This is a genomic window from Corynebacterium sp. CQ3829_602738 (assembly GCF_054478435.1).
In genome coordinates this window covers 2,498,805-2,518,387 of sequence record NZ_CM137003.1, presented here as the reverse complement: position 1 = coordinate 2,518,387, position 19,583 = coordinate 2,498,805, and the positions used below count along the sequence as shown (strand labels likewise).

Genomic DNA, 19,583 nt, shown 5'->3' with positions numbered 1-19,583 from the left:
AGTCCTTAATTGTGGAAGTCGCGGATGGTGGCGAAGCCGCATCGCAATGCGGCGGCGTCCTTGTGTCCGCGGGGGTCTTCGAAGCCGGAGTTGAGGTCGAGTCCGGTGCAGCCGGTGCGCAGCGCGGCGTCGATGTTGTCGGGTGTCAGCCCGCCGGCGAGCAGCGCGTCGGTGGTGGGGATGCTTGACCAGTCGAACCGCTCCCCCGTCCCGCCGGCGCCGGAATCGAGCACTAGCTTGTCGACGAGCTCCGCCACGCCCGCCGCATCATTGGGCCCGGTCATGTCGACAGCGCGCCATACCTGGACGCCCAGTTCCGCGCGGACGCGCTCGATCAACGCGCGCTCCGCCTCGAGCGAGCCCTGGTACGGGGCGTGGACCTGCACGGCGGTGATGCCGTGCTGCACAATTTCGTCGTACCCGGAGGTGCGGCGCGACACCGCGACGTACTCCAGCCCCGGCTCAGCGCCGATGATTTCCGCGGCCGTTTCACGTGAAACATTGCGCGGGGAGGCCTCCTCGAAGATGAGCCCGCCGTACACCGCGCCGGCCGCCTTCGCCGCCTGGGCCGCGGATGCCGAGCGCAGGCCGCAGACCTTGTTCGGGCCGTAGACCAGTTCGCGGCAGGCGCGGTCGATGTCCGGCTGGGAGGACAGCTGCGAGCCGACGAGGAACCCGTCGGAGTGCCCGCCGAGGCGGCGGACGGTCGCGGCGTCGCGGATGCCGGACTCGGCAACCACCACCGCCCCGTCCGACGCGAGTGCGGCCAGGCGTGCGGAGCGGTCGAGGTCGATGGATAGGTCGTGGAGGTTGCGGTGGTTCACGCCGAAGATCTTCGCGCCCAACCGGGTCGCCCGGGCCGCCTCGTCCTCGTCGATGACCTCGGTGAGCACGTCCATGCGCAAAGACTCCGCCACCGAGGCGAGGTGTGCGTACTCCTCGTCGGATAGCACCGACAGCATCAGCAGCACCGCGTCTGCGCCGAAGTAGCGGGCGGCGTAGATCTGCACTTCGTCGACGATGAAGTCCTTGCACAGCACCGGCAGGTGCGTGGTGGCGGCGACGGTGGCGAGGTGGTCGTAGTCCCCGCCGAAGTAGTCGGGCTCGCACAGCACGGAGATCGCCGACGCGTAGCGCGAGTACACGCTCGCGATCTCCCCCGGCTTGTAGTCCCGGCGGATCGTGCCGAGTGAGGGCGAGGCGGACTTGCACTCCATGATGTAGGAGGCGCCGGGGGCGGCCAATGCGTCGTAGAGGGATCGCTCGGAATACCGTAACGTGTCGAAACGAACGTGACCCACACGCGCACGTATTCCGTCAATGTGACGGTTACGATTCGCCACAATTTCGGTCAAAATCTTAGCCACTGTAGTCCGCCTCCTCGTGGGTGCGCAGCCACTGGGACACGGAGCCGTCGGCAAGCAATTGCTTCGCATGTGCGGTGCCCTCGGCGAGCGAGTCCGCCATGCCGTAGAGGTAGAACATCGCGCCGGCGTTCACGGCAACGGCGTCGCGGTGCGCGGCCGGCCCCTCCCCCGCAAACGTCGCGCGCATGGCGGCGGCGTTCTCCTCGCCGTCGCCCCCGCGGAGGGCCTCGAGCGTATGCTTATCGACGCCAAGCTCCGCCGGCGCCACCGTATAGTGCGAGATCTCGCCGTCCTTGAGTTCCCAGACGAGGGTGTCGCCGTGGACGGCGATCTCGTCGGTGCCGGCGCCGTGGACCACAAGCGCGCGGGATCGCCCGAGGGTTTTCATGGTCTCCGCAATAGTTGGTCCCAACCCAGGATTTGCGATACCCATAATTTGGAATTCCGGTCGTGCGGGACTCAATAATGGGCCCATCGTGTTAAAAAGCGTGCTCACGCCGAGTTTCTTGCGCACTGGCTGCACGAAGGCGATAGCGGGATTGTACGCCGGGGCGAACAGGAAGGTGAAGTTCGAGGACTCGAACTGGCGCACCGCGCGGTCCGGGTCCAGATCCAGCGGGATGTTCAGCGCCTCCAGCACGTCGGCCGAGCCGGACTTGGAGGACACCGAGCGGTTGCCGCACTTGATCATCTTCACCCCGCCGGCGGCCGCGACGAGGGAGGCGGCGGTGGTGATGTTGATTGTGTTCGCGCCGTCGCCACCGGTGCCCGCGGTGTCCATGATCCCCTCCCCTGTCACCGGGAACGGGCGGCCCGCCGCGAGAAACGCCTTGGCCGCGCCCGCGATGTCGGCGAAGGTCTCGCCGCGGGTGCGGATGGTGGCAAGCAGCGCCGCGATGTGGACGTCGTCGTAGTCGCCGACGGTCAGCGGGGTGAACGCCTCAACCGCGTCCTCCAAGGTCGGGGCGGGGTTGTTGATGAAGCGGCGGAAGATCTCAACGTGGTCAGCCATTGTCGCGTCCTTTCTGCAGCAGGTGTTCCACGCAGCGCTCCAGAAGCTGGGGCCCTGCGGGGGTGAGGATGGATTCGGGGTGGAATTGGAAGCCGATGGAGTAGCCGTCCTCGGTCTCGGCGGCCATGATCACCTCGCCGATCTGGGTGTCCGTCCAGGCCAGCGGAGTGATTCCGTTGGGCGCTTCGGAAGCGCCTAGGGAGTGGTAGCGGGCAACCGGCACGTCCAGGCCGGGGTGGCCGGGGGCGCCGCCGACCGTGAGGCCGTCGAAAAGCGGGTGCGGTTGAGTCAGCTGCATGGGCACCGAGGTGCCGTGCTCGGGGCCGCACGGTCGCACGCGGCCGCCGAAGTGCTCGATGAGCGCCTGGTAACCCAGGCAAATGCCCAGGATGGGGATGTGGCCCTGCGCGCGCTCGATGACCTCCATCATGCAGCCGGCGGCCGCGGGGTAGCCCGGGCCGGGCGAGAGCACGATGAGCTCCGGGTCCGCGCCGAGCACCGTGTCGGCGGAAACGGTGTTGCGGTAGACCACGGTGTCGAAGCCGGCGAGCGCGTCGACGAGGTTGTAAACGAAAGAGTCCTGGTTATCCAGCAAAACGATCATTTGCGCACCTCCAGTTCGCGGCCCGCGGCGAGTGCCTGGAGCACCGCGTAGGCCTTGTGCAGGGTCTCGTCGGCCTCGGCCTGCGGGATGGAATCGCGAACCACGCCGGCGCCGGCTTGCACTGTGGCCACACCGTCGGCCACGAAGGCGGAGCGGATGACAATGCAGGTGTCGAAGTCGCCGCTACCGTGCAGGTAGCCCACTGCCCCGCCGTAGGAGCCGCGGCGCGTGCCCTCCACCCCGCGCAGCAGCTCGGTCGCGCGCAGCTTCGGGGCGCCGGTGAGCGTGCCCATGTTCATGCAGGCTCGGTAGGCGTCCAGCGCGTCCAGGTCCGAAGCCAGCGTCGCGGTGACGCGGCTGACCAGGTGCATCACGCGGGAGTAGCGGTCCACCTGCAGAAGCTCGCGGACGCGGCGGGTGCGCGGCTCGGCAACGCGGGCCATGTCGTTGCGGGCCAGGTCCACCAGCATGGTGTGCTCGGCGACCTCCTTGGCGTCGGTGCGCAGCTCAAGCTCCATGCGGGTGTCCAGCTCGTGGTTGACCGTCCCGTCCGGATTCAGCCCACGCGGGCGGGTGCCGGCGATCGGGTACAGCTCCACCTGGCGCGTTGTGTGGTCGAACTTCAGGTTGGATTCCGGCGAGGCGCCGAACAGCTCGTAGCCGGGGCCGCGCAGGTAGAACATGTACGGCGAAGGGTTGGACTCGCGCAGCCTGCGGTACGCCCCGAACGCGTCCGCGCACTCCGCGGTGAACGCGCGCGCCGGCACCACCTGGTAGATGTCCCCGTCCGCGATGTGCTCTTTGAGCCCCTCCACGTGCCCGCGGAAGTCGGCGTCGGACACAGTCGCCTTGACGACGGCACGCTCCGCCGCCCCGGTGGAAGGCTGATAGGCGGGCACGGGGCCGTCGATAAGCGATGCGAGCGGCTCGAGGTCGATGCCTTCACCCGCGGCATCCACCCCGGCGAGGTACGCCGTGCCGTTCTCGTGGTTGACGCGCAGGAGCACCTCGGCGAGCACGAACTGGAAGTCCGGGTAGGTGTTCGGGCCCTCTGCCACATCCGGCAGCTGCTCGAAGGAATCGAGGTAGTCGTAGGCGAAGCCGCCGGCGAGGAAGGGGAAGTCCTCGTTGCCGTAGCCGGCGCGGGTGGTCAGCGCGCGGAGCACGTCGGCGGTGGACGGGGCGGTGAGGCGCTCGCGCTCGTCGGCGGCGCGTGATGCGGGGAACTCGTAGACGCCCTCCCCCACCCGGTAGTCCTCCAGGCCCAGATCCGCGGCGATGACCTTGCCCGACGGGGTGAGCGGCTGAACCTCAACGCGGCTACCGGTGCAGGTCACGCGCACCGAGGCGCGTAAGACCGCCACGGACTGCAGGCCGTTGCGGGTGGTGATGTCGGCGGACTCGAGTAGCACGGAATCGTCCGCGTCGAGTCCGCCGATGTGGGCGAAGAGGCTGGCCACGTCCTCGTGGTAGCGCACCTCGCGGTGGGTGTATTGCATCTGGTCCTCGGTTCTTTCGTATTCGTCGCACCGAGGGTGAAAAAAGGGCCCGCGGCGCTTGGGGTGCAAGCTGGCGGGCCGTGACTTCGTAGGTGGCGCGCCAGTTAGGCGAGCCACCACCAGTTCAAAGAAGTCGTGTACGTCACAAGGGACAACTATAGCGGAACCGAAATTCCGCAGGGATTTTTATTCAGGGAGTTGGTACCGTCCGCGCGGGGCGGCGGCGACGAGGCCGTCCACCTTCAGCCCGGTAATCGCGGCGTGGGTGGCAACCTCCGGGTTCGTGTGCGGGGCGTCCACCAGGGCGCGGCGGACGATCTCGGCGGCGATGTCTTTGTACGCCATCGGCTCCCCCGCCTCGCGCAACACATCCAGGATCGCTTCTTGCCAAGTCATGGGCACCTACTTCTGGTCGTCGGCGTGGCCGGCGGCTCGTCGTAAAGCATCAATGTTCACCGCGGGCTTGGGCTCCTCCGCCTGCTGCTCCCGCGCCTGCTCCACGGCCGCGGCCGCACGCGCGCCGAAGTTGCCGCCGAGCGACGCCGCGACGACGGCCGCCACCAGCGCCACCGCCGGCAGCAGCCACATCCAGCCGGACGCGATGAAGGAAAACGCGGCGCCGAACGCCAGCGCCACGCCCGCCAGCACCCAAAACGGGCCAGCGACCTTGTGCGCCTGATCCCAGATCGCGCGGTCTTTGCGCACCGCCGGGACGTGGAGGCCGAACCACTTGTTGCCCGGCAGCTTGCCTCCGGCGGCGAGCGCGCCGGGGATGAGCAGAAGCAGGGTCAGCAGGATGAAGATGATGCCGACAACGACGTTGAGAGTGCTCATATTTTCAAACGGGCTCATGGCTTCCAAGCATACGGCGTGGGCAGACACGAAGGAAAAGGGCAACAAAATGCAGTGTGCTGTATAATTACCGGCTACTCTGGACACATGAAAAGTAAGCTCTTAGGGTCGCTACTCTTCTGGGTAGTTGTCGCCATCTTTCTCGGGTTCCTGTGCAGCCTGTTCTTCCCGGACTGGCTTGCTCGTGTCTTTATCACCTTCAACGGCCTGTTCTCCAACTTCCTCGGCTTCTTCGTGCCGGTGCTGATCTTCTCGCTTATCGCGCCCGCCATCGCGGGTCTGGGCCGCGGCGCCGGCAAGTGGCTGGGCATCACCGCGGGCGTGGCGTTCGGTTCCACCGTCATCTCCGGCCTGATCGCCTGGGGCACCGGTAGCGCGCTGTACCCGAAGCTGTTGTCGGGCAAGGACCTGATCACCAACGTGGCTGACCCCGACGAGGGCGGCCTGACCCCCTACTTCACCGTGGAGATGCCGCCGCCGCTGGCGATTATGTCCTCGCTGCTGCTCGCGTTCGTGGTGGGCCTGGCCATGACCGCGGTGAAGTCCGACAACCTCTACAACGTGCTGGAGGAGCTCAACGACGTCGTGCTCAAGGTCGTGGTCACCTTCGTGATCCCGCTGCTTCCGCTGTACATCTTCGGCACCTTCCTGGGCCTGGGCATGAACGAGAACTTCGGCGACACCATGGCCGCCATGGGCGTGGTGCTGCTGCTGTCCGTGGTCATGACTTTGGTCGTCGTCCTGTTGCAGTACCTCGTGGCCGGTGTGGTTGCGGGCGTGAACCCGTTCAAGGCACTGAAGAACATGCTGCCGGCATACTTCACCGCGCTGGGCACCTCGTCGTCCGCGGCGACCATCCCGGTCACCTACGAGTCCACGCTGAAGAACAACGTGGACGAGGACGTCGCCGGCTTCGTGGTCCCGCTGTGCGCGACGATCCAGCTGTCCGGCTCGATGATGAAGATCATGCTCTACGCCCTGTCCATCGTCTACATGGCCAGCCTGGACATCTCGGGCGGTCAGATCTTCGGCTTCATCCTCCTGCTGGGCATCATGATGATCGCGGCCCCGGGTGTGCCGGGCGGCGCCATCATGGCGGCCGCGGGCCTGCTGCAGTCCAACCTCGGCTTCGACGATTCGATGCTCTCGCTCATGATCGCGTCCTACATCGTCGTCGATTCCTTCGGCACCGCCGCCAACGTCACGGGCGACGGCGCGGTCGCGCTGATCGTGAATAAGTTCGCGTCGGGCAAGCTGCACAAGCAGTCGCCTATCGACGAGCCTTCGGTCGCCCCCGCATCCGGCTCCACCGCCGTGTAGCAGTCCCCTGCTGCCGCGCTGAACCGCCCTCCGGGGCGGTTTTCTTCTGCCCGTGTTTCACGTGAAACTATGGGCTGTCACTGTATTGGGAGGGTCCTCACTGTAAAAAGAGACGGCGTCACTGTAAAAACAGAGGGCGTCACTGTAAAAAGAGAGGGAAAAATGGGCTCTCACTGTAAAAGTGAGCGCGTCACTGTAGAAAGTGAGGCCCAATAGGTTTCACGTGAAACATTGCCAGCTCCCGCACTGCCCCGCGCCCGACGCAATCGACTACCCTCTTGCGCATGCCCTTCGAGATCGTCACCACCCACTTCGTGGCCCACGAGCGCGACCTCGAGGAGGCGTACGAGCTCTACCGCGAGCGCATCGAAACGAGTGGCGCTGTCATCTCGGCGGTCTCCCCTCGCCCGCACCCCATCGAGGACGAATTCACCCTCTGGGACCTGCGCTGCCAGGCGGCCTACGACAACCTCCCCGCCCCGGAGCAGATGCGGCTGTACGAGCTCAACGCGCTCGTGGACTTTGCCACCACCAACCGTGACAACGCCTTCGAGAAATTCTTCTTCGAGGACCACGACGCGCCGACGCACCTCCCCGCCAGCCTCGGCGGCCTGACCGACCTCACACTCCGCGACGAGCCGCACGGCACCTTGTCGCTGACCACCATCGTCTACCTCGGCTCACCCGAGCACATGCTGCTTGCGCAGAAGCTTTTCGACGACACCGTGGCCGACCTCAACGCCGTCGCCTACCAGCCATACGTGGCCCCGCTCGAGGGCACGGAGCACGCGGCGCTGGTCGGTCCCCTGTGGCTTCGAGATGCCACGCTGAACATCATCGGCAAGGGCGACGGGTACTTCTCCCCCGGCAAGGAGGCGTGGGCGGGGTGGTTGTTGACGTCGGATGGACCGGAGGACGTCGATAGGCAGTTGCACGAACGCATTGACGCCGACGCCGTGGTGATCACCCGCGCGGTGCAGGAGCCGTTCTAGCAGCGAAAAGGCACCGGCGCGGAGGAAGGGAAACTCCGGGCCGGTGCCTTTTAGGGTGCCGCGCTTACGGCGTCATCTGCGGGCTCAGCGGATCAACCTGCTCCGGAGCCTCTGCCCCGCCCAACGGGGAGTCGGAGACCTCGGCGCCGCCGAGCGGCGAATCGGTCATCTCGGCGCCGCCTAGGCCGGTGTCGCCGGAGCCGCCAACGGACGAACCGCCCGCGGAAGAGCCGCCGGACATGGAGCCGCCCGCGGAACCGTCAGAAACCGAGCCACCCGCGGAGGAACCGCCTGCAGAGGAGCCAGACTTGGAGCTGCCGGAGGAAGAACCGCCGGAGGTGGCGGCGCTAGAGGAGCTGACCTCCTTGGTGGTGTCGGTGTCACCGTCGCTGTCGTTGCAGGCGGTGAGGCCGGCGGCAGCCAGCACGAGTGCGGTAGCCGATGCGGCAATACGAGTGTTTGCAGACATAATTCTCCTTCTCGTGTCGGATTTATCCCGGGGTGTCTCGCCCGGATCACAAACTTTCTACGGAGCCTGTCTGCGAAACGCTTGTGAGCGGAGGGGGAACTGACGTACTGCTTCGTAGCAGAACAATAACCCGGTCCCTGCGCTGCAGGAACCGGGTTATTTGGGGGCGCGATTTACATCGGCAGGCCCGGGATCGCCGGGAGGGAAACGCCCGGGATGGAGCCGGAGAACGCCGCTGCCGCGCCGAGCAGAGCAACGAGGGCGAGCGGCACGCCGATCAGGACGCCCAGGGCGGAGGAGCGATACTCGCTGTCCTCGTGGGTCAGGCCCTTGATGCAGACACCGGAATCGGTGGAGCTGCCGATGCCCGCTTCTTCGTAGACTCTGTTAACAGCCTTCTCGAGACGCTCCTTCTCTTCTGGAGTTCGGGCTTTGTCGATCTCCTGCTGGATCTCTTTCTGCTCCTTAAGGCACTTCTGGTACCACTCGGAGGAACCCATCTTCTCGCCGCCTTCAGCGGCGAATGCCGGTGCAGCGAGGACGGACACGGACATGGTTGCTGCGAGGGCAGCGGAAGTGATGCGCTTCATAGTGTTCTCCTTGTGTAGGTTTGGTTACCTGTCAAAGAGTTAACACGTGTCTAAAAGACGCTTTCAACCGATTCAGCGAATCGTTTTCAAAATGAGACAAAAAGTGGCACCACCCCAGCAGGGACGGGACAGACACAAGAGCTCCTATACCGGCAGCTTTGGCATATTCGGGAGGGAAACGCCCGGGACCATGGCTGAAGCCGCGGCTGCTGCGCCAAGTAGCGCCACAAGGGCGAGCGGGACACCGACCAAGACAGCGATGACACCGCCGCGATAGTTCGGGCTGTTGAGTATGCTCTTGATGCACACGGCGTCCGGATTGGAGGAGCCGCCGTTCTGTCGCAGTTCTTCCTTCTCCTTCTCATTCGCGGAGCCCACCAGACCACGGCAGTGCTGGTAGACCTCAGACGAGGTCTTCTCGTCCTCCGCCGCATGTGCCGGCGAGGCCAGGACAGACAGGGGCATGGTTGCTGCGATCGCAGCTGCGGCGATGCGCTTCATGGGGTTCTCCTTGTGTTGGTTGGGTTACCTCGAGCAAGAAGAACACGTATCCATGAAGTGCTGCAGGGCAACTCAACAAAATGTGTCCAAACCGAGATATGACAAACGGCCCGCCCCACGATGGGAGCGGACCGTAAGAAGCTCAGGCGAGCCGAATTACATCGGCAGGCCCGGCAGGGCCGGGAGGGAGAAGCCCGGGATAGCGCCGGAGAACGCTGCTGCTGCGCCGATCAGGGCGATGAGGGCAACCGGGACGCCGATGAGCAGGCCCAGGATGCCGGGCTTGGTGTCCGGGTTGTCGATGAGCTGCTGGATGCACTCACCGGTGGCGTTGGTGGAGCCTTTCTCCTTGCCCGGCTCGGCCTTGTCGCCGTCCTTGCCGGTGGCGGCCTTACCAGCGGTGGCTTCCTTGCCCTTCTCGGACTCGGCCTTCTTCTCCTCCTTGCACTTCTTGTACACCTCGGAGGAGCCGACCTTCTCGCCAGCCTGGTCGCCTTCAGCCTGGGCGGAGCTGCCCTGGTTTTCCTTGGCCGGGGCGGTGTCAGCGTCGGCGGCGAATGCCGGAGCGGACAGTGCGGACAGGGACAGGGTTGCTGCGACTGCAGCGGTGGCGATGCGCTTCATGGCAATCTCCTTAAGTAAATCGGGTACCTGCCAGTGATCTGACACGTGTAAAGAGCGTATCGCCCACCAGTCACATTGCGTTACACGGGGTTACCCTGAACACATGGGAATGATGAAAGAGATTGCCGCTATCTTCGGCGTTGCCGCACTTGTGGGCCTTGGTGGTGCGGGTGCCGTCTACAACGCCATCGACGCCCCGGAGCGCGACCACTTCACCGTCCAGGCCGCGGGCGCGCCGAGTGCGACTATCGACGACCCGCAGGACGTCCTCACCCCCGAGGACGAGCAGCGTCTCCAGCGCGATACCGCCAACATCAACGCCGCCGATGTGGTCACGGATTTCCATTACATGGTGTTCGAAACCAACCACGAGAACATCCTCGACGACGTTGAGGAGCTCCTGCGCTCGCAGTACCCCGAGCTGATCGACCAGTCCAAGGGCGAAAACGGCCGCCCCGCCGACGGCGTGCTACTCGTGGGCGTCGGCCTGGATCCGCGACAGGCGTTCATTTACGGCGGCGACGATGTCACGCAAGAGCTCATGCTTGACGACGACTCGTATCGCGAATCCCTGCTGGATGCCATGAAACCCGGCGTGGAGGAAGGCAACATTCCTTCCGGCCTGTTCCGCACGGCGAACCTGGCCATGGATGCGGACGGACTGTCGGACCGGAAGTTCGATCGCGCGAAAAACGACCGCGGCGGGGCGATCGTCGGCGCCGGCATGGGCGGGTTCGGCGCTGCCACCGCGGTTGGTGCGGGTGTGGTGGCGGTGCGGAGCAATCGTCGTAAAGCAATTGCGAAAGCCCGCGAGGACTACGAGCTTGTCACCCACGAGTACACCCGCCTCGCGGGCCGCCTGGACGAGGTGGACGTGCGGGCGAACTCGCTGTCCTCGGCGTTTGCGGACGAGACGCTGCGCCGCCAGTGGGCCGAGGTGCGCGACCGCTTCCTGGGCATGAACGAGCTGGTGCAAGGCGCGCAGGGGCTGAGCTCGATCAACATGGACGACGACAAGGACGTGTACAAGCACCGCAAACAGCTTGCGGACGCCGCCGAGTCCGTGGACCACGTCTCCAACGCCGAGGACAACATCGACCGCCTCTTTGGTGTCGAGCACGGCGACCCGGCCACGCGCCGGGCGGACCTGAGCACCATCCGCGAGGACGTGCTTCGCGCCCGCAGCGAGGTGAAAGATAGCGGGCTGCGCCAGGAGCTAGACCTGCTCATGCAGCGCATCGAGGCGCTGGACGCCAACCCCTCCTCCCCCACCTACGTGGACGACTTCGTGCGCGTGCTCGGCGATTACCGCGTGATCCTGGACCAGGTGAGGAAGAAGCAGTTCAGCGACGTCAAGGAGCGCGAGAAGCTCACCGCGCCGGCGGTCTACGAATCCGGGTTCTGGTACGGCGGGTACGTCCCGTACGTGCACATGCAAGCCTGGCACGAGTCCAACGTGAAGGCGGATCAGGCGGCATCCTCGAGCAGCAGCTCCGTGTCTTCCTCGGGATTCAGCGCCGGGGGTGGCAGCTCCAGCTTCTAAAGGTGTGATTTAACACACTTTTTGAATTTAAACTTTCCTTTAATCAATCCGTGTTTATACTTAGTCACGGAGAAATTCGAAGCGCGGCCCGCCACCTAAGAACACGAGGTGGCGGGCCACTCCTTTGTGGGGTTAAACGACAAAAAGTGTGTCCGGAATCGGCGATTTCTGAGGCTTGACCTGTAGGTTTCAGGGAAATATATGCTCCGGGGGCATATATCTGGGTCTCGAGCGTTCAATCCTCGGTGTGGCTGCCGTGGTGTGCTATGTGCGGCGTGGTGTGGTGTCGCAATGTCAAAGAACCAACCACGCTGCTACTGCGGCGGTGAAATGAAACGCAACGGCACCACCAGCAAAGGCACCACCAGATGGCGCTGCAAACAATGCGGCGCCTCCAGCGTGAAACGCCGAAGCGACATCACCAACGCGGCGGCGTTCACCGCCTTCATCGACCACCTCACCACCGGCGCCAGCCTCGATACTGTTGCCCGCCGCGTGGGGTGCTCGCCGCGCACGCTGCAACGTCGATTCGAACCATTCTGGCTCGTTGATGTGCCAGACCCCACCGCAGGCCACGACAAGCGGGCCTACGACCAGATCTTCCTCGACGGCACCTACACCGCCGGCGGCTGCCTGATCATCGCGGCGACAATCGACCACGTGATCGCCTGGCACTGGTGCAAACACGAAACCACCCGCGACTACCAACTCCTGCTTGAACGCATCGAAGCCCCACTCATCGCCGTCATCGACGGCGGCCAAGGAGCCTACAGCGCAATCAAAAAGTGCTGGCCGACCACGAAAATCCAACGCTGCCTCGTCCACGCCCAACGGGTGGTGCGCCGCTACACCACCAGCAACCCGCGTACGGATGCCGGGCGCACCATCTACCGACTTGCGCTGAAACTGACCCGGATCACCACGCTGGATGAAGCCGCCGCATGGGGTGCGCAGCTGCACGAGTTCTCCACGATCTACCGGTCATGGATGGACGAGAAAACCCTGATCAAGGACCCCAAAACCGGTGCATGGACACGGGTGTGGACACACCACAACGTGCGCAAGGCCTACAACAGCCTCAACCATCTTTGGCGGTCCGAGATGCTGTTTGTCTACCTCAACCCGCCAGCAGGAGTCCTTGCGCCCGAGCGGATCAAATCCACCACCAACAGCCTGGAAGGCGGCATCAACGCCCAGCTCAAACTGCTCGCCAGAACCCACCGCGGCAGATCAGGCGAACGACAACGCCGCATGCTGGATTGGTGGCTCTACTTAAAAACGGAACTGCCTGACGATCCAGTACGAATCGCCAGGCAGTCCAACTGGGGCCAGGGCCAACTCGCCAAAGTATCCACCCTGACCCGAAACGAGAACCAAGCCGACCACGAAACCGGACGACCAGCCCTCTACGACAACGCTATCGACACCGACTACACCCACTCAATCGGCATCCAAAAAGGCCAAATCTAACCCCCACGACACGCCGAGCCAGACACACTTTTTGTCGTTTAACCCCCTTTGTGCGGGTGTCCGCTTAAAAACGCCTAAGAATAGCGGAATCCCCTCCGCCTACTCGCACTCTAAATGGGGGGGTGGGTGAGTGCTCAACCGGTCTCGGGGGGGATGGACCGTGGGCGGAGGGGCCCAAAAGCGAATATAGACTATCGCCCCCAGTGTGTCTACACGTAGCGCGAAAAAGTTTCTCGGTGCAGGTGGGAGGGGGTTATGGGAAGATATCCGGCATGACCATCCAGGCCCGGGCGCTGACGTATAAGCGTGAGAAAGAGCAGTCGGCCGCGATCCGCCTGCTGCACGCGGACAACGCCCCGGTGCTGCTGGCAGTCGTGGCGGAGCACTTCCCACGCGGCGCTGAGGCGAGGCCGGCGGAGCAGCTCTACCAGCTCATGGCGGACGACTTTGCCGTGCTGCGCGGCACCTTCGAGCTCCCGAAGACTCCCCAGGCGTACTGCAACGACTGGGTCAAAGCCGGGTGGCTCGTGCGCAAGTCCGGCACCAAGGAAACGGGCGAGACGCTCGAGCCGAGCGAGCAAGCGCTCACGGCCCTGCACATGATGGACAGGGTCAGTGCGCCGAGGTCGGCGGTGACGGCGAGCCGGGTGGCGTCGATAAGCAATGCCCTGCAAGCCCTCGCGCGGGACACCGACCCGGACATCGACTCGCGCCTGAAGCACCTCGAGGCCGAACGCGAGCGCATCGAGGCGGAGATTGCGCAGGTGGAGCGCGGTGAGTTTGAGCTGCCCTCCCCAGCGACTGTGCGCGAACGGGTGGGCGACATCCTGGGCCAGGCGAGTGCGATCCCCGGCGACTTCGCGCGCGTGCGGCACGAGCTGGAAACGCTGAATTCGCAGCTGCGCCGCCAGCTGTTGGACCCGGAGGGCTCGCGAGGCGACGTGCTGGACGAGATCTTTGCCGGCGTGGACCTGATCGGCGAATCCGACGCGGGCAGAAGTTTCAACGCGTTTTATTCGCTGGTGGTGGACCCGGAGCGCGGCGCGTGGCTGGACACGTGGATCGGGCAGGTGCTCGAGCGCGCCGACAACGCTGCGATGACGGCAGAAGAGCGCGCGCAATTCCGTACCCTGTTCCGCGACATGGAGGACGCCGGCTACGAGGTCAACCGCATGATGACGCGACTGGCCCGCAACCTGCGCAACTACGTGGCCAGCGAGCAGTTCGCCGAGGACCGCCGCATGATCGAGCTGTTGCGCGACACCCGCAAGCTCGCCGCCGACGCCGCGGAGCGCGAGGAGCTTTCGGCCACGCACAAGATGGACACACCCTTGCAGCGCATCGGCATGCAGATCGCCTCGGTGGCGCAGATCAAGCTCGCAGACCCCGGCGCGGAAGTCATCACAACCGAGGTAGAGGCCTTCGAGCCCGGAGAGGGCGACGCGGAGGCGCTCTACCAGGCGGTGCGCGAAAGCGAGATCGATTTGGAGGAGCTGATTGCGGCGGTGGGTGAGACGGTGGGGCGGGCCGGAGGGGCGTCGATAGGCAAGGTGCTCGAGCGCCACCCCGCCACCCAGGGCTTGGGGTCGGTGGTGGGCCTTGTGTACCTGGCCCTCAAGCACGGGGTGCGGCAAGACGGCAGCGAAGAGGTGCGCTTTGAGGAAGAGGATGGGAGCATTCGCTTAGCGACGGTCCCGCGGTGGCACTTCGACCCGGCAGCAGTAAAGGAGATGCAATGACGGAACCGCTGTGGACGGGCGACACAGGCACCCTGTCCGAGGAAACCCGGCGCGCACTGGTGGACCTGCTCAAAGGCCCGCTGATCACCGCTGACCGGAAGAAGGAGACGTGGCACGCCATCACCACCGACACGGAGGCGCTGCGCTCGCGGCTGCACGACGTGTTCTTGGAGCTGGTGGTGGACGAGGACGCCGGCATCGCGTTCACGCGCCACGTCCGCCCGGACAACGAGGACGTGAAGGTGCCGCCGGTGCTGCGCACGGAGGCGCTGACGCACCTGCAAACCGCGATTTTGCTGCAGCTGCGCCACGAGCTGGGCATGTCCACCCCGGGCGAGCGCGTCGTGGTGGGCGAAGACGAGCTGTACGGCGCAATCAGTTACGTCCGCGCGGTGGACAACCGGGACGAGTCCGGGTTTAAGAAGCGGTTCACCGCGGCGGTGAACACCATCCGCAAGTACAGCCTGCTCACCGACACGGAGACCGAGGGCCGCTGGGAGGTCTCCCCCGTGCTGCGCCACATCTTCGACGCGGACACCGTCCACGCGCTGCGCGAGGAGTACCTGCGCCTGGCCCAGGAAGGGGATAAGCAGTGACAGCACAATTCCGTCTGGCGCGCGTGCAGCTGGTCAACTGGGGCACGTTCGACGGCTACTACGACATCCCGGTCGGCGAGCGCGGGTTTTTGATCACCGGCGCGTCCGGCTCGGGCAAGTCAACGCTTATCGACGCCTTCGCCGCCGTGCTCGTCCCTCCCGGCAAACTGCGCTTCAACGCCGCAGCCCAGCAGGAAACGGGCCGCGACAAGGGGCGCAGCCGCGTGTCCTACATCCGCGGCGCGTGGCGGCGCAGCGAGGACCCGGCCACCGGCGAGATCCGCAGCCAGTACCTGCGCTCCGGGGCGACCGCCAGCATCGTCGCGTTGACCTACCGCGCCGGCAGCGAGGTGCTCACGCTCGCCGCGATCTACCGCTTAAACGCCGGCCAGCAGCAGGAAGCGCAGGTGAAAACGCTCTACGGCATCTTCCCCAGCGAGGTGGACGTGGACGGGTTTGTGCCGCTGCTGCAGAACTCCCTGGACAAGCGAAAGCTGGAGGCGAAGTACAAGACCGCCGGCGTGACGTTCACGGAGCAGTACTCCGTGTTTGCCAACCGCTTCCGCTCCAAGCTGGGCATCGGCAGCGAGGAAGCGCAGATGCTGCTGCACCGCACGCAGTCCGCGAAATCCCTGTCCAGCATGGACGAGCTGTTCCGCAACTACATGCTGGACGTACCGGGCACGTTCCAGGTCGCGGAGGACGCCGTGGCCACGCACGAGGACCTGCGCCAGGCGTACGAGCGGCTCGAGGACGTGCACCAGCAGATTGAGACGCTCGCTCCCCTGCCTGGCCTGAACACCAAGCTCAAGGACGCGCAGGCGACGCAGGAGAACACCGCTGCGCTGTCTGCCGCCCTGCCCAACGTGCGGCGTGCGATTGAGGCGAAGCAGCTGCGCGAGCGTATCGACGTCAGCTCCGCCCAACTCGCCGCCCTAGAAGTGCAGGCGCAATCTCTCGAGGCCCGCAAGGAAGCGCAGCAGGCGGCTGTGCAGCGCGCCGTGGTGCAGCGGGAGCAGGTGGCCGGGCAGAGCTTGAGCGAGATCGAGCGCAACATCGCCCGCGAGGAACACCAACTTTCTGTACGGAGCGCGAAGCTGCGCGAACTGGCGGCTCTGGTGCAGTTGGACGGGGCGTTGGACACCGAGCGCTTCGCGGAGCTGAAGGCCCAGGCGTCGGCGGAGCTGGCGGCCGCGCCGGAGCAGGAGGAGCGCCTGCGCGAAGAGTGGTTCAATGCCCGAAGCGAACACGAGAGGCTTGCTGGCGCGGAGGCGTCGGTGGGGGCGGAGTTGGCGTCGTTAGGCAACCGCTCCTCCAACATTGACCAGCGCTACGTGGAGGTGCGCGCGCAGCTGTGCGCGGATACCGGGCTGACGGTGCGCGAGCTGCCGTACGTGGGCGAGCTTATCGACGTGCTGCCCGAGCACGCCGAATGGGAACCCGTGATCCAGCGCCTGCTCGGCGGATTTGCGGCGACACTTTTGGTGCCGGCGGAGCGCGAGCGGGAGGTGAGCAGCTGGGTCAACGGGCGGCACCTGGGGATGCGGCTGGAGTACCGCACCGTGCCCGAGGGCGTGGAGGTGCCGCGCGGCCCGAGGAACCCGCTGAGCCTGTTTCACAAGGTGCGCGTGGTGGAACACCCGATGCGCCCGTGGCTGATGCTTATGCTGAAGACGACCTTCGACTACGCCTTGGTACGCACCGTGGAAGAGTTGGAGCGGCAAGACCAGCGCGCGGCCACCATCGACGGTTTGGAGCGAAACCCGGCGGATAAGACCGGCTCCGCCCGGTACGTGAAGAACGACCGGCTGCGTCTGGGCGAGCGGCGCAACTACCGCCTCGGCTCCTCCAACCACGCGAAGGTGGAGGCGCTGCGCGCTGAGCTTGCGGAGGCGAAACGTGCGACCACTGCGGCGGGCAACCGCCTGGCGGAGGTCAAGCGCAAGCAGGAGGCGCTGGCCAGCGACGTGGACGTGGCTAAGAGGATTGCCGCCATGGAGTGGGCCAGCGTGGACACCGCGAGCGTCGAGGAGCAGTTGGCGGGCCTGCGCGCTGAGCTTGAGCGGCTCACCTCCTCCCCCGAAGCCAAGGAGCTGGAGCGGGCGTTGCGTGAGGCTTCTGAAACGTTGAAGGCCACCGAGCAGGAGCTGCGCGAGGTGCGCGACGAGCTCGCCGTGGCCAAGCGGGTGCTGCAGGACGACCAGGCGCGGCTGAAGCGGATCGAGGCGGAGCACGTGGAGGTGGATCCGGCGCTTGCGGAGCAGCTCGAGGCCATGCTCGCGGCCACCACGCGCCGCCTGACCCCGGAGAACTTGAGCGACAGCGCCTTCAAGGTCACCGCGCAGCTGGACGCGCAGGCGAAGCAGGCGGCGAAGACGATCACGGAGTCCAGCAACGCCGTCGTGAACATCCTGGCCAACTACAAGTCCCAGTGGTCGGCCGAGTCCGCGGAGCTGCAGGCCACGGCCGATTTCGCCGGCGAGGCCATCGCGCGGCTGGAGATGCTGCGCTCGGACCGCCTCCCGGAGTTCCGCGGCCGCTTCCTGGACCTGCTCAACGGCCAATCCGTGATGCACCTGAACACGATTTACAAGGAGCTGCAGCGCGCGAAGGGCGACATTGAGACCAACTTGGGCCCCATCAACGCGTCGCTGCGCCGCTCCCCGTACACCGAGGGGCGCTACCTGCAGATTGAGGTCCGCGACAACCGAGACCGCGTCGTGCGCGATTTCCTGCAGGACCTGCGCGAGGCGACCGCCGGTAGCTTGAGCGAGGCGGACGAGAAGACCGCCATCGAGCGCTACCACCGCCTGGCCAAGATCATGGACCGCCTCGGCTCCTCCGAGCGCGCTGACCGCAGCTGGCGCACCGTTGTGCTGGACACCCGCAGGCATGTGAAGTTCGTGGGCAATGAGGTGGACGCCGAGGGCACGGTGCACAACACCCACGTGGATTCCGCGTCGTTGTCCGGCGGCCAGGCGCAGAAGCTCGTGTTCTTCTGCCTCGCCGCGGCGCTGCGTTACCGCCTGGCGGGCGTGGACGCGGACGTGCCCCGCTACGCCACCGTGGTGCTCGACGAGGCCTTCGACCGCGCCGACCCCGTGTTCACCCGCACCGCGATGGACGTGTTTGAAAGCTTCGGTTTCCACATGGTGCTGGCCACGCCGATGAAGCTGATCAAGACCCTCTCCCCGTACGTCGACGGAACCATCGTGGTCCACTACACCGAGGACCCCGTCGCGCGTTCCACCTTCGAGCTCATTGATACCCATGCGCCTGCCTGACCAGCTGCCCGTCAAGTTCAACATGGAGCTTTTGCTTCTCGACGAACCTTCGGCCACCTCCGTTCCCCTGCATCCCCCAACACGCGCGCAGGTGCTTGCCGACGAAGCCGCCGCCCGCGCATTCGTCCGCGCCTGGCAGGCCTGGGAGCCTGCCGAGGAGGTGGAGTGGGTCACCCGGTCCTGGGCGGGTCTGGGCAAACAGGACGTGCCCGTGAGGGTGACGCTGACCGGGTGGGACCGCGTGGCCGAGGTGGCCGGCCGCGCCGGGGAGGTTGCGCTGGCCCGCGAGCGGTTCGCGGTGTTGGTGGAGTTGTTCCCGGATTGGCCTGAGTTCCGGGAGCGGGCGGCGCATTCGTGGTCGTCCTGGTTGGTGTTGTCCGAGGACGACTTCGCCCGCCTGTGCCTCGCTCTGCGATGGTTTCACGTGAAACCTTCGTCGGGTCTGCGCGCCCGCGCCGTGCCGATCGAAGGGCTGGACACCAAGTGGATCGCCGCCCACCGCGGCCTGCTGCAGCGCCTACTTGGGGTGGCTGACCTGGGCCTTGCCGAGGGCGACCGGCTGATGCGGGTGCGGTTTCTGGATGGCGCGCTTGCGCCCGCGCCGGGGTTGGTCGACGTGGCGGTGCCGTTTGGGTCGTTGGATTTGCCCGACGGTTTGGTGGTGATCGTGGTGGAGAACAAAGAGACCTTCCTGGCGCTGCCCCAAGCCCCCGAAGGCTCGGGCGCGGTGCTGGTGTGGGGCTCCGGGTACACCGCAGGCGCGCTGCCAGAGCTGCCGTGGGTGCGCGGGGCGCGCCGGGTGCTGTACTGGGGCGACGCGGATGCGGACGGCTACGCCATCCTGAACGCGCTGCGCACCCGCTTGGCTTCCGACGGCGCTTCCGTTCCCGTTGTCAGCGTGGCCATGGACGTGGAGACGGTAGAGCGGTTTCTGCACCTCGCGGTGGCCGACCCCGGCGACACGACCCGGGTGCTCCCCCACCTCACCGACGACGAGGAACGCGCCCGCCGGTTCCTGGTCGCCTCCGGTGCGAAGCGATTGGAGCAGGAGCGCGTGTCGTTGGAGTGGGCGTTGGCGATGCCGGAGTTCGCGGCGGTGTGGGGTGTCGACGGCTAGGTTA

The 19,583-nt window shown here is 65.8% G+C and carries 18 protein-coding genes; 8 read left to right on the top strand and 10 right to left on the bottom strand.

The features are described from left to right. Positions 1 to 5: 5 nt before the first annotated feature. From trpCF to ACX1NL_RS11990, 6 genes are all read right to left on the bottom strand, one after another. Positions 6 to 1,436: a bifunctional indole-3-glycerol-phosphate synthase TrpC/phosphoribosylanthranilate isomerase TrpF gene (trpCF, locus tag ACX1NL_RS12015; RefSeq protein WP_458898269.1), complete on the bottom strand. Its 1,431-nt coding sequence runs from the start codon at positions 1,434 to 1,436 to the stop codon at positions 6 to 8. Next, complete coding sequence (gene trpD, locus ACX1NL_RS12010) at positions 1,360 to 2,379, bottom strand: anthranilate phosphoribosyltransferase (protein WP_458898268.1); 1,020 nt, start codon at positions 2,377 to 2,379, stop codon at positions 1,360 to 1,362. The genes trpCF and trpD overlap by 77 nt, the downstream gene beginning before the upstream one ends. Then, positions 2,372 to 2,983, bottom strand: a complete 612-nt coding sequence (locus ACX1NL_RS12005) for a glutamine amidotransferase-related protein (protein WP_458898267.1) — start codon at positions 2,981 to 2,983, stop codon at positions 2,372 to 2,374. Before ACX1NL_RS12005 ends, trpD begins: the two co-directional genes overlap by 8 nt. After that, on the bottom strand, positions 2,980 to 4,482 hold the full coding sequence (locus tag ACX1NL_RS12000) for an anthranilate synthase component 1 (RefSeq protein WP_458898266.1): 1,503 nt from the start codon (positions 4,480 to 4,482) through the stop codon (positions 2,980 to 2,982). The genes ACX1NL_RS12005 and ACX1NL_RS12000 overlap by 4 nt, the downstream gene beginning before the upstream one ends. Before the next feature lie 186 nt (positions 4,483 to 4,668). Beyond that, a complete protein-coding gene (locus tag ACX1NL_RS11995; RefSeq protein WP_239307386.1) occupies positions 4,669 to 4,878 on the bottom strand; it encodes a winged helix-turn-helix domain-containing protein in 210 nt (69 codons plus the stop codon). Between the two features lie 6 nt (positions 4,879 to 4,884). After that, positions 4,885 to 5,334, bottom strand: coding sequence for an SdpI family protein (locus ACX1NL_RS11990; RefSeq protein WP_239307387.1), 450 nt, complete (start codon positions 5,332 to 5,334; stop codon positions 4,885 to 4,887). A gap of 87 nt (positions 5,335 to 5,421) precedes the next feature. On the opposite strand from ACX1NL_RS11990, the gene ACX1NL_RS11985 reads away from it, so the two are divergent. Together ACX1NL_RS11985 and ACX1NL_RS11980 are read left to right on the top strand one after the other, a co-directional pair. Then, positions 5,422 to 6,654, top strand: coding sequence for a dicarboxylate/amino acid:cation symporter (locus ACX1NL_RS11985; protein ID WP_458898265.1), 1,233 nt, complete (start codon positions 5,422 to 5,424; stop codon positions 6,652 to 6,654). A 284-nt stretch (positions 6,655 to 6,938) separates the two neighbouring features. Then, positions 6,939 to 7,646, top strand: coding sequence for a hypothetical protein (locus ACX1NL_RS11980; protein WP_269952756.1), 708 nt, complete (start codon positions 6,939 to 6,941; stop codon positions 7,644 to 7,646). Between the two features lie 64 nt (positions 7,647 to 7,710). On the opposite strand, the gene ACX1NL_RS11975 is transcribed toward ACX1NL_RS11980, so the two are convergent. From ACX1NL_RS11975 to ACX1NL_RS11960, 4 genes are all read right to left on the bottom strand, one after another. Continuing rightward, positions 7,711 to 8,115: a hypothetical protein gene (locus ACX1NL_RS11975; RefSeq protein WP_181889377.1), complete on the bottom strand. Its 405-nt coding sequence runs from the start codon at positions 8,113 to 8,115 to the stop codon at positions 7,711 to 7,713. A 173-nt stretch (positions 8,116 to 8,288) separates the two neighbouring features. Then, entirely contained in the window at positions 8,289 to 8,705 is a 417-nt protein-coding gene (locus ACX1NL_RS11970) for a hypothetical protein (RefSeq protein WP_311389730.1), read from the bottom strand. 144 nt (positions 8,706 to 8,849) lie between these two features. Next, complete coding sequence (locus ACX1NL_RS11965) at positions 8,850 to 9,206, bottom strand: hypothetical protein (RefSeq protein ID WP_311389729.1); 357 nt, start codon at positions 9,204 to 9,206, stop codon at positions 8,850 to 8,852. Positions 9,207 to 9,362: 156 nt separating this feature from the next. Further along, positions 9,363 to 9,830 carry a hypothetical protein gene (locus ACX1NL_RS11960; RefSeq protein ID WP_311389728.1) on the bottom strand — a complete coding sequence of 156 codons (468 nt, stop codon included), beginning with the start codon at positions 9,828 to 9,830 and terminating at the stop codon, positions 9,363 to 9,365. Between the two features lie 103 nt (positions 9,831 to 9,933). Between ACX1NL_RS11960 and ACX1NL_RS11955 the strand changes: the two genes are divergently transcribed. From ACX1NL_RS11955 to ACX1NL_RS11930, 6 genes are all read left to right on the top strand, one after another. After that, positions 9,934 to 11,373 (top strand): DUF5129 domain-containing protein, encoded by a 1,440-nt coding sequence (locus tag ACX1NL_RS11955; protein WP_458898264.1) that lies wholly within the window; start codon positions 9,934 to 9,936, stop codon positions 11,371 to 11,373. Between the two features lie 291 nt (positions 11,374 to 11,664). Further along, positions 11,665 to 12,843, top strand: coding sequence for an IS1249 family transposase (locus ACX1NL_RS11950; RefSeq protein ID WP_458898263.1), 1,179 nt, complete (start codon positions 11,665 to 11,667; stop codon positions 12,841 to 12,843). 272 nt (positions 12,844 to 13,115) lie between these two features. After that, entirely contained in the window at positions 13,116 to 14,582 is a 1,467-nt protein-coding gene (locus ACX1NL_RS11945) for a DUF3375 domain-containing protein (RefSeq protein WP_239307243.1), read from the top strand. Next, positions 14,579 to 15,178: a DUF4194 domain-containing protein gene (locus ACX1NL_RS11940; protein ID WP_070843844.1), complete on the top strand. Its 600-nt coding sequence runs from the start codon at positions 14,579 to 14,581 to the stop codon at positions 15,176 to 15,178. The genes ACX1NL_RS11945 and ACX1NL_RS11940 overlap by 4 nt, the downstream gene beginning before the upstream one ends. Next, positions 15,175 to 18,462 carry an ATP-binding protein gene (locus ACX1NL_RS11935; RefSeq protein WP_458898262.1) on the top strand — a complete coding sequence of 1,096 codons (3,288 nt, stop codon included), beginning with the start codon at positions 15,175 to 15,177 and terminating at the stop codon, positions 18,460 to 18,462. Before ACX1NL_RS11940 ends, ACX1NL_RS11935 begins: the two co-directional genes overlap by 4 nt. Next, positions 18,449 to 19,579: a DUF3322 domain-containing protein gene (locus tag ACX1NL_RS11930; protein ID WP_458898261.1), complete on the top strand. Its 1,131-nt coding sequence runs from the start codon at positions 18,449 to 18,451 to the stop codon at positions 19,577 to 19,579. Before ACX1NL_RS11935 ends, ACX1NL_RS11930 begins: the two co-directional genes overlap by 14 nt. Positions 19,580 to 19,583 lie beyond the last annotated feature (4 nt).